Origin of the sequence: Maribacter spongiicola (genome assembly GCF_004364165.1) — a bacterium.
In the GTDB taxonomy this organism is placed as follows: domain Bacteria; phylum Bacteroidota; class Bacteroidia; order Flavobacteriales; family Flavobacteriaceae; genus Maribacter; species Maribacter spongiicola.
In genome coordinates, this window is record NZ_SOAY01000011.1 from 1,043,349 (window position 1) to 1,054,400 (window position 11,052).

General features: G+C 35.9%; 9 protein-coding genes. 5 read left to right on the forward strand and 4 right to left on the reverse strand.

What is annotated here, in order from left to right:
• Positions 1-64 precede the first annotated feature (64 nt).
• Positions 65-781 (reverse strand): hypothetical protein, encoded by a 717-nt coding sequence (locus CLV90_RS13015; protein ID WP_133687895.1) that lies wholly within the window; start codon positions 779-781, stop codon positions 65-67.
• Positions 782-921: 140 nt separating this feature from the next.
• Between CLV90_RS13015 and CLV90_RS13020 the strand changes: the two genes are divergently transcribed.
• From CLV90_RS13020 to CLV90_RS13030, 3 genes are read left to right on the forward strand one after another with little or no spacing between them, the layout of a single operon-like run.
• Positions 922-1,464 (forward strand): RNA polymerase sigma factor, encoded by a 543-nt coding sequence (locus CLV90_RS13020; RefSeq protein ID WP_133687896.1) that lies wholly within the window; start codon positions 922-924, stop codon positions 1,462-1,464.
• Positions 1,465-1,497: 33 nt separating this feature from the next.
• Positions 1,498-2,004 carry a hypothetical protein gene (locus CLV90_RS13025; RefSeq protein WP_133687897.1) on the forward strand — a complete coding sequence of 169 codons (507 nt, stop codon included), beginning with the start codon at positions 1,498-1,500 and terminating at the stop codon, positions 2,002-2,004.
• Positions 1,997-2,434: a hypothetical protein gene (locus CLV90_RS13030; protein WP_133687898.1), complete on the forward strand. Its 438-nt coding sequence runs from the start codon at positions 1,997-1,999 to the stop codon at positions 2,432-2,434. The genes CLV90_RS13025 and CLV90_RS13030 overlap by 8 nt, the downstream gene beginning before the upstream one ends.
• Here CLV90_RS13030 and CLV90_RS13035 read toward each other — a convergent pair whose 3' ends face one another.
• Entirely contained in the window at positions 2,435-3,457 is a 1,023-nt protein-coding gene (locus CLV90_RS13035) for a WD40/YVTN/BNR-like repeat-containing protein (protein WP_133687899.1), read from the reverse strand. It lies immediately after the preceding gene.
• Positions 3,458-3,612: 155 nt separating this feature from the next.
• Between CLV90_RS13035 and CLV90_RS13040 the strand changes: the two genes are divergently transcribed.
• Positions 3,613-4,827, forward strand: a complete 1,215-nt coding sequence (locus CLV90_RS13040; RefSeq protein WP_133687900.1) for an RsmB/NOP family class I SAM-dependent RNA methyltransferase — start codon at positions 3,613-3,615, stop codon at positions 4,825-4,827.
• A gap of 80 nt (positions 4,828-4,907) precedes the next feature.
• On the opposite strand, the gene CLV90_RS13045 is transcribed toward CLV90_RS13040, so the two are convergent.
• Together CLV90_RS13045 and CLV90_RS13050 are read right to left on the reverse strand one after the other, a co-directional pair.
• Positions 4,908-6,500: an amidohydrolase gene (locus tag CLV90_RS13045; protein ID WP_133687901.1), complete on the reverse strand. Its 1,593-nt coding sequence runs from the start codon at positions 6,498-6,500 to the stop codon at positions 4,908-4,910.
• A 170-nt stretch (positions 6,501-6,670) separates the two neighbouring features.
• A complete protein-coding gene (locus tag CLV90_RS13050; protein WP_133687902.1) occupies positions 6,671-7,045 on the reverse strand; it encodes a winged helix-turn-helix transcriptional regulator in 375 nt (124 codons plus the stop codon).
• Between the two features lie 274 nt (positions 7,046-7,319).
• Between CLV90_RS13050 and purL the strand changes: the two genes are divergently transcribed.
• Positions 7,320-11,042: a phosphoribosylformylglycinamidine synthase gene (gene purL, locus CLV90_RS13055; protein WP_133687903.1), complete on the forward strand. Its 3,723-nt coding sequence runs from the start codon at positions 7,320-7,322 to the stop codon at positions 11,040-11,042.
• The last annotated feature ends 10 nt before the right edge of the window (positions 11,043-11,052 follow it).

Below are 11,052 nucleotides of genomic sequence, written 5' to 3' on the forward strand. Positions count from 1 at the left end.
AAATGTTTACGAATTAAAAAGCCATCTTTTTAGATGGCTTTGATTTTTTATGAATAACACGAAACTATCGAGCAACTTTAATATCGACAATCATAATTTGACCGTCGTTACTTTTCATTTTAATAGCTCCTTTGTGTCCCGCTGCATTCTCAAATAAAACAATTGTCGGATAATCTTGTGGTCCCATTGCCTCATCTTCATTTTCAATTACTAAATCTATAAGCGAACTTTCATCAGCAATTGCATCAAATTCTTCAACAGTCATTTGATCAGCTGTATTTTCCATTTTAGTCGTTGTACCGCCTTCTATTTGCTCATCTTGAAACAAATCATCTGGACTCATCCAAAATAAAAAGCCAGAGTTTGATGGACTCATATCATACCAAGCTAAATCAATAGTTGGTGCTATTTCTGCATCAATTTCATTGTATGTGTATAAATTTCCAGTACTTGTTGAAAAGAAACGCTTAGTATCCAACCCATCAGTATCAACTATGAACTCCACATTTTCATATAAAACATAACTCGACAATTCTTCAGCTTGCTCTTCAGTTTCTTCCGCAACTACCTCTTCTTCTACTTCCTCCTCGGTTTCTTCTTCTGCTTCCTCCTCAGCCTCTTCTTCGCTTTGGGTTTCTTCTTCTACTATTACTTCCTCCTCTTCTTCTGTTTGCTCAGTTAAGCCTTCGATAATTACATCTTCATTATCGTCACTACATGAGATAATAGTAATTGATACCGTTAAAAAGCATACTAATAAAAAAATCTTCTTTAAAATCATAAAATTAAGTTTTGGTTTATTTTACAACGGATAGAATATATAAATATTTGTATACCTATTAAATATTATAAAATACCCTACGGAATGATTAAACCTTTTTCTAATTTCATGGTCTAAGGATAAACAAACCTCATTTCTAGGTGATTGAAGAGGAAACATTAGTATTAGATTTAAAAACTAAAAGCAAGCAAGCACAGGCTTTCGAGGTATTAGTAAATACCTACAAAGAGCGCTTGTATTGGCAAATACGAAGTATTGTTTTAAACCATGCCGATGCTGATGATGTTTTGCAGAACACTTTTATTAAAGTTTATAAAAATATAGACGGATTTAAAGGAGACAGTAAACTCTTTTCTTGGATGTACCGTATTGCAACTAACGAGGCTTTAAATTTTATTAAGCAAAAAGCAAAAATGCAAGGTGTTTCAGATACTAACTATCAAGATAAATTAGTATCTAATTTAAGAGCTGATGTGTATTTTGAAGGAGATGAAATTCAACTTAAACTTCAAAAAGCTATTGCAACACTTCCTGAAAAACAAAAGTTGGTTTTCAACATGAAGTATTTTCAGGAATTGAAATATGAAGAGATTTCAGAAATATTGAATACTTCGGTAGGCGGATTAAAAGCTTCTTACCATTTAGCAGTAAAAAAATTGGAACAGTATTTAAAAGAAGATTAAACCTTTTATACAATTGATTGTCAAACTAGTATCATGAACAAAAACAAAAATAATCCGTTTAAAATTCCAGAAGGCTATTTCGATAGCTTTGAAGATAAACTAATGGATAAATTATCTAAAACTGAAAGCACTATCCCAAAAGATAGCGCGTTTAAGGTGCCTGATAATTATTTTGAATCGTTCAATGAATCTCTTAAAGGAAAACTTGATAATGAACCAAAAGTAATTTCGCTTTTTCCAATTAAGAAAATAATAGCTGTAGCTGCTTCAATTGCCGCTATTGCAATTATAGCTTTAAATTACAATTGGAGCCCATCCAGTGAATTAAGTTTCAGTGATTTAGCGAATGCTGATATTGAAGCCTATTTTGAAAATAACGATTTTGAGCTTTCACCTTACGAGATTGCTGAAGTTTTACCAGTAACGAATACTGAATATTCAGATTTTTTAAGTTCGCCTATTGAGAGCGATAATCTACTAGATTACTTAAATGAAAACGTAAGTGATTTTGATGAATTAAATATTGAAGACAATGAATAAATTTATAATAATCATATTCCTTTTTGTTACTACCCTATCTTTTGGACAAAGAAACCAAGATTGGGAAAAGATAAACACGCTAAAAGTTGCTTTCATTACCGAAAAACTTTCTCTAAGCACCAAAGAAGCTCAACAGTTTTGGCCTGTTTACAATGAGTATCAAGAAAAAAGAAATATTTTACGCAAAAAGAGTCATAACCAGATCAGAGGTAAAATGAAAGATACCGATGCGCTGACAGAAAAAGAGGCTGAAAACCTATTAGCCTTACATATACAAATTGAGGAAGAAGAAGAAGTGTTAGATGCTAATTTTCTTAAGAATGTATCTAAAGTTATTTCTGCCAAAAAAACACTCTTACTTTTAAGATCCGAAGAGGAATTTAAACGTCAATTAATGAAACAGTATCGCCAGAATAAAGGCGGAAGATAATTACCTGAAAGTTAATTTAGATATACGGTTCTTACCCGCCGCATAAGCAATAGAATCGTTCTGAAAGCGTATGGTAAAGAAAGGCTCTTTTGATAGTTCTTTCCAATTTTTACCCATATCCGAGGAATACGATATCCCTGTAAAACCTATGGCTACGAGTCCGGTACCATTTGATCCAGGTACAAATTGTACACAACTTTTGTAACCTGGGGCATTACCGTCAGCTACCAAGCTCCAAGTTTTTCCACCATCTTTTGTAATTGCTTTGTTAGCTAACGAAGTATCCGGATTGGTGTAGTCTCCACCAATGGCAAATCCTAAATTTTCATCATAGAAATCAATGGAATAAATACCCTCAGTTGTCTCGGCATTTTTGATAGGAGTCTGATAAGTTTCCCATGAATTCCCTTTATCCGAAGAAAACAGAATTCTTCCAGATGTGGTTGCAATCCAAATATTATCACCTATTGTTTTGATATTTGTATTACTAGCCGCAAAAGCCCCCTCACCTTCTATACCTTCTGGCAATTGAGAACATGGTAGCTTAGACCACGTGTTTCCACCATCCGAAGTTATGATAACACTTAAACATCCGTCGACAGAATCTCCTATTGCAATTCCATCCTTATCATTCAAAAAGGTCATGGCATCATAAAACACGCCTTCTCCCTCCTCTTTATACACCAATTCCATTTGACCGTTATCTCCCGTTTTGTACAATAGTGCTGGCGATTCTATAGATAGCATAAAGAAATCGTTAGCTGTATGTGCCACTGCTCTAAACGCAGGTACGCTGGTATGGTATTTTTCAATATTCGCACGCACTTTTCCAAAAGTTAAATCTACAGTACCAAAAGTGCCTTTATTTGCAGCGAAGGCTAAACTATTACCCATGAGTTCTATAGCTCGAATGCTAACAGAATCTGAATATATAGTTTTTATACCTACCGAATTAAATGCAGTTGGCTGTACACTTTCTGAACATGAAACCACTAAAACAATTAAAAGAATGGTGTAACGCATAGGAATATGGTATAAAGTTGATCAAAAATAAATGGAATCGCTTCTAAAACAATACCTTTGCAGCCATAATTTTTTAGAGGACATTAGCTAATCTAAACTGTAATCGCTACAATGACGGCTTCAAATCTTCTGACAAAGTAATAATATCTATTCTAATGAAATTACACAGAAATTTGGTGTTTGCCGTTATAGACGCCTTAAACCTTGTATTTAACGAAAATGAATATGCCGATAAGGTGGTTCAAAAAGTGCTTAAATATGACAAACGTTGGGGTGCGCGTGATCGTGGCTTTATTGCAGAGACCACTTATGAAATGGTACGTTACAAACGTTTATATACTGAAATAGCCGAAATAAAAGCACCATACAGTAGACCAGATTTGTTTCGCATGTGGGCAGTTTGGGCTGTTTTAAAAGGAATTAAATTACCAGATTGGAAACAAATCGAACCAACACCAGAAAGAAGAATTAAAGGTAAATTCGATGAGCTTTCTCAAATAAGAAAATATAGAGAAGCGGTGCCAGATTGGATCGATGAGTTATGTGAAAAAGCCTTAGGTGAAAAATTATGGACCGAAGAGCTTGCAAAACTTAACGAGCCTGCTGAAGTAATTTTACGTACAAATACGTTACGAACTACAAAAGAAGAATTACGTAAAGCACTTTTAGATGAAAATATCGTTGCAGAGCCTATAAAAGGTTATGCTTCTGCATTGAAATTGGTTGAGAGAGCAAATGTTTTTGTTACCCAAGCTTTTAAAAACGGAATGTTTGAAGTTCAAGATGCCTCGTCTCAATTAGTTGCAGAATTTTTAGATATAGAACCAGGGCAACGTGTGGTTGATACATGTGCCGGTGCCGGTGGTAAATCTTTACACTTAGCTGCTTTAATGGAAAATAAAGGTCAATTGATCTCTATGGATATTTACGGAAGTAAATTGAAAGAACTTAAAAGACGTGCTAGACGTAATGGTGCTCATAATATTGAAGTTCGTGAAATAGATTCTTCTAAAGTTTATAAAAAACTTTATGGTAGCGCCGATAGAGTTCTTATCGATGCCCCTTGTACAGGATTGGGAGTTTTAAGAAGAAACCCAGATTCTAAATGGAAAATGCAGCCAGAGTTTCTTGATAAAATTGTGAAGACACAACACGATATTATTAGAAGCTACAGTAAAATTGTTAAACCTGGTGGTAAAATGGTATATGCTACGTGTTCTATTCTACCTCAAGAAAACAGTCATCAGGTTCAATCTTTCTTGAAGTCTGAAGAAGGTAAAGATTTTAGCTTAGTAAAAGACAAAAAAATATACGCTTCTAAAAGTGGTTATGACGGATTCTATATGGCGTTGCTAGACAAGAAAATCTAAGTCTTCTTTTTATACAAGTAAAAAAGCCTTTCAGTTCAATTAAACTAAATGGCTTTTTTTTATGAATAGTATTCAAAAACCTAATCTTTCAATGTTGGGTATTCAATACCTAATTGCTCTAAATATGTATCGTATTTGGTTTCATCGTAATAAAACTTTTCTAATTCTGGTCTAAACTGATCTTGCTTGTCTTTATTTAAATAAATTGGCGGCATATCACTTTCAGAAATCATAGGTTGGTATTTGGTTTCTTTTTGCTGCTCATTATTAAAATAGTCCCACGCGCCTTTCATTAAATCTGGCTTCAATAAAAAATCTATAATAGTCATAGCTTCTACCTTTGCTCCTGCTACCACGCCTTTATGGGCTATTGGCGTTGCCATTGCTATCGCATTACTCCAATGATGGCCTTGTAGACCAGGTATGTTACTTGGGTACCTTAACGTTACTGTTGGCACTTTCCAAGATACGTCACCAATATCATCAGAACCACCACTAATAGGCTCTAGAACCGGGAGACCTAATTCATCTAATTTTACAGGCAAACCTTCAATTTTCTCTGAATTAACTTCTGTTTGTACCGCTTTTGCCAACTGCTGATCAGCATCTGACCATTCTGGCAATCCAACCTCTTTTATATTAGCATACATCGTTTCTGCAATTACCTTATTATAATGTCTTGGCCATGCTGTACCCAAAACTTTAGAGGTCATGGTTGTACCTGTCATTAATGCCGCACCCTTGGCCATATCGTTTGCCATGGCGTACATTTCCATGATTCCCTCATACTTTATATCTCTAAAATAAAACCAGATAGCCGCTTTAGAAGGTACTACATTAGGCTGATCACCAGCATCTGTAAAGATGGAATGAGAACGTTTTAAAGGGTGTAAATGTTCTCTCTTATAATTCCAAGCAATATTCATTAATTCAGCAGCATCTAAAGCACTTTTACCTCTCCACGGTGAACCGGCGGAATGTGCTGCTTCTCCGTCAAAAGAATATTCTACCGATATCAAACCCGTACCTCTTGTTGGCCCGTACGAGACTCCAAGATTATTACCCACATGGGTAAAAATGCACATATCAATATCGTCAAAACGACCATCTCGTACATACCATGCTTTTGCTGCCACAAGCTCTTCGGCTATACCCGGCCATACTAGAAGTGTACCTCCAATATTCTCACGCTCCATAATTTTTTTAACCGCTAAGGCGGATGAAATATTCATCGGAATACCAGAATTATGTCCTTCGCCATGCCCCGGAGCTCCTTCTACTATTGGCTTGTGATATGCCACACCCGGATATTGGGATGCTTTAGGAATGCAATCTACATCACTACCCAAAGCAATTGTAGGTCCTTCTCCATTGCTCCAAGTTGCAAACCATGCTGTGGGAATTCCTGAAATGGAGTTTTCGATTTCGAATCCGTTTTCAGCTAATATTCCTGTTAGATATTTTGATGATTCTACTTCTTGAAAACCCAATTCTGAAAAACTAAAAATCTTATCTACCATTACCTGAGATTGTTTTTTATTCTCCTCGACAATAGCGGCAACCTCGGTTTTTAGTTTTTCAATTTCTTTGTTTGATCTTTTCTTTTGTGCGTACACGCCACTAAAGGCGAGTAAACAACATGCGAATGCACATAGTGTAGTTCTTTGTTTCATGGTGGTTATTTGAATTAGTTGCTAGAAGTTACATAAATTGATTGTTATGCGTACGCAACAAACCAATTTTTATCTAATTCAAAACCAGAGCAATCTATTTTATGGTAATAGGATTTTAAATGGCATTAAAATCCATATTTATAAGCCAACTAAATTTATGTAAAGGATTTTTAAAATAGTGGTAACTGTTGATTTTTTGGAGCTTCTGGTGCAACTGGCACCACCACTTTTTCTTCCATTTGTTTTTGACCCCAGGTGGTCATCGCCTTCACAACCGGAAGCAATGATTTACCTAGCGATGTCAACGTATATTCTACACGTGGCGGAATTTCACCATACAAGGTACGATCAAGAATACCCGTACGTTCTAAAGACTTTAATTGCTTACTTAACATCTGGCGGTTTATACCTTCAATTTCAACAAACAGCTTATTAAAACGATTGGTTCCTTTATTTACATGATACAAAATTATAGGCTTCCATTTATTATCTATCATATTCATACTATAATCAAGTGCCTGAGCATCATTATTTTGCTTCGCCATGGTTTCTAATTTTTTTAACAACTACAATTTGTCGTTTCTCTCATCAATTATTTTAAGTCTAACAAACATACTAATATTTAAATTATAGTAAAAATCTAATTTTCATACTATAAAGTAAAACTTTATATCATCAATAATTGTGATTGATAAAGGTAAAACAAATTCTCACTAATTTCATTAACAATTACTGTTTAAAAGTGTTTCAATTTCTCGTAAATAGTTACCAGTAAAGCCTTAATTTTGTACTTTAAAAATCAATACCAGACACACTACAATGATTCACTTTTTTGGGGAACCTAGCAAAAAGGTTTTTGCGGTACAGACCGCTAAGGAACTTTCATCTGAAGATACAAGTAAACTTATATGGTTGTTCGGCAACCAACCTAAAATAAATGCGGCGTCTCTAGACGCCTTTTTTGTTGGTCCAAGAGCCGCGATGATTACTCCGTGGAGTACCAATGCCACAGAAATTACTCAGAATATGGGTGTTTCCGGAATTATTCGGATTGAAGAATTTAACGCTGTAGAAGAAAAATTCACAGGATTCGATCCTATGATTTCTCAGAAATATAGCACTCTAAATCAAGAGGTTTTCGATATTCATGTAGCACCAAAACCTATATTGAATATTGCAGATATTGCAGCTTTCAATAAACAAGAAGGCTTAGCACTTAATGATGAAGAAGTTAATTATTTAGAGGACCTCAGCGAAAAACTAGGCAGAAAGCTTACCGATTCTGAAGTATTCGGATTCAGCCAAGTAAATTCTGAGCATTGTAGACATAAAATATTCAATGGCACTTTCGTTATTGACGGTGAAGAAATGCCTTCTTCGCTATTTAAATTGATTAAGAAAACTTCACAAGAGTTCCCTAATGAAATAGTATCTGCTTATAAAGACAATGTTGCCTTTGTAAAAGGGCCTAGAGTAATGCAGTTTGCTCCTAAAACAGCAGACAAGCCAGACTTTTACCAAGAGAAAGAATTTGACTCCGTAATTTCAATAAAATCAGAAACACATAACTTCCCTACAACTGTAGAGCCTTTTAATGGTGCTGCAACTGGTGCTGGTGGAGAAATAAGAGATCGTTTAGCTGGTGGCAAAGGTTCTTTACCTCTTGCCGGTACTGCAGTTTACATGACTGCCTACTCTCGTCTAGAAAAAGAGAGGTCTTGGGAAAAGGGAATGAAAGAGAGAGATTGGTTATACCAAACTCCTATGGATATTCTTATTAAAGCTTCTAATGGTGCTTCTGATTTTGGAAACAAATTCGGACAGCCCTTAATTACAGGTTCTGTTCTTACGTTTGAATATGATGAAGCTTCTACTCCGTTTGAATCTTCCGAAGAAAATAAAACTTCAGCTGAGTCCAGTCATCGTAGGCTGGGTTATGACAAAGTGATCATGCAAGCTGGTGGTATTGGGTACGGAAAAATTGAGCAAGCTATAAAAGACAAACCTGAAACAGGTAATAAAATAGTAATATTAGGCGGAGACAATTACCGAATTGGTATGGGTGGCGCTGCGGTTTCTAGTGCAGATACGGGTGAATTTAGCTCTGCTATCGAACTAAACGCCGTACAACGTTCTAATCCTGAAATGCAGAAAAGAGCTGCGAATGCTATTCGTGGTATGGTTGAGAGCGATGTAAACACCATTGTTTCTATTCACGATCATGGTGCTGGCGGACACTTAAATTGTTTATCTGAATTAGTGGAAGAAACTGGCGGTAAAATAGATTTAGACAAATTACCTGTTGGTGACCCTACCCTATCTGCCAAAGAAATTATTGGTAACGAATCTCAAGAACGTATGGGTCTTGTAATTGGTAAAAAAGATATTGATCACCTTAAGCGCATTGCTGACCGTGAGCGTTCGCCGATGTACGAAGTTGGTGATGTTACTGGTGATGACCGTTTTACTTTTGAATCTAAAACCAATGGTGCCAAACCAATGGATCTAGCTTTGTCTGACATGTTCGGCAGTTCTCCTAAAACGGTAATGATAGATAAAACGGTTATTCGCGATTATAAGAATGCAGATTATTCTTTAGAATTCTTTCATGATTACTTAGATGCTGTGCTTCAATTGGAAACTGTTGCGAGTAAAGATTGGCTTACAAATAAAGTGGACCGTTGTGTTGGTGGCCGTGTGGCAAAACAACAATGTGTTGGGCCGTTACAGATTCCTCTAAACAATTGCGGCGTAATGGCATTGGATTTTAAAGGAAAAGAAGGTATTGCCACTAGTATTGGGCACTCCCCAATTTCCGCTTTGATCGATCCTGCTGCCGGCAGTAAAAATAGTATTGCAGAATCATTGACCAACTTAGTTTGGGCTCCGCTAAAAGACGGATTGGCCTCTGTGTCTCTTTCCGCTAACTGGATGTGGCCTTGTAAAAATGAAGGTGAAGATGCTCGTCTATATAAAGCCGTACAAGCAGTTTCTGAATTTGCTATCGATTTAGGTATTAACGTGCCTACAGGAAAGGATTCTCTTTCCATGAAACAAAAATATAAAGATGGTGATGTTATCTCTCCTGGTACCGTAGTAATTTCAGCTGCTGGTAACTGTGTCGATATAACTAAGGTTGTTGAACCTGTTTTACAGAAAGATGGTGGTTCAATTTATTACATCAACCTATCTAAAGACAATTATAAATTAGGTGGCTCTTCTTTTGCGCAAACTAGAAATAGTATTGGTAACGAAACACCTACAATTACGGATTCTACATACTTCAAAACTGTTTTTAATACGATTCAATCTTTAATTAAAGAGGATAAAATCGTTGCCGGACATGACGTTGCTTCTGGCGGATTAATTACCACCCTTTTAGAATTATGTTTTGCAGACACTAATTTAGGCGCTAATCTTGACATAACAGATTTAGGTGAAGCTGATACTATTAAAGTATTGTTCTCTGAAAACGCTGGTATTGTTTTTCAAGCAGAAGATGATAGTATTGAAGCTATATTAAAGTCTAAAAATATAGATGCCAAGAAAATAGGAACCGTTGCTAACGAAGCTACTCTTACCGTTAAAAACAATGGGATGGAAATGGGACTCAACATTGAAACCCTTCGTGATACTTGGTTCAAAACATCATATTTACTAGACAATCAGCAAACTGCAAATGGTTTGGCGAAAGATAGATTTGATAATTATAAGGTTCAGCCTTTAGTATATAACTTCCCTTCTATAACACCGCTACAACTTCCAAGTCGAAGTTTAAGTGGAGCCGAAATGAGACCAAAAGCAGCAATTTTACGTGAAAAAGGAAGTAATTCTGAGCGTGAAATGGCAAATGCTATGTATTTAGCCGGATTTGATGTAAAAGACGTTCACATGACCGATTTAATTTCTGGTCGTGAGAATCTTGAAGATATTCAATTCTTGGGCGCAGTTGGTGGTTTCTCTAACTCTGATGTGCTAGGGAGTGCAAAAGGATGGGCAGGCGCTATTAAATACAACGAAAAAGCAAATACGGTTATCAAAAACTTCTTTGCGAGACCAGATACATTATCCGTAGGTATTTGTAATGGTTGTCAGTTGTTTATGGAGTTAGATTTAATTAATCCGGAGCATGAATCTCACGGTAAAATGACATACAACGATTCTCATAAGCACGAGAGTAATTTTACATCCGTAGAAATTCAGAAAAACAATTCTGTAATGCTTTCTTCTTTAGAGGGTAGTAAACTTGGCGTTTGGATTTCTCATGGTGAAGGTAAATTCGATTTACCACAATCTGAAGAGAATTATGATATTGTTGCCAAATACGGTTACGAAGGTTATCCGGCAAATCCGAATGGTAGTGATTTCAACACCGCTATGCTTTGCGATAAAACTGGTCGTCACTTAGTAACTATGCCACATATTGAACGTTCCATTTTTCCATGGAACTGGGCACATTATCCATCGGATAGAACTGATGAAGTTTCACCATGGTTAGAAGCATTCCAAAATGCTAAAAAGTGGGTAGATAATCAGAAATAAATATATCAAT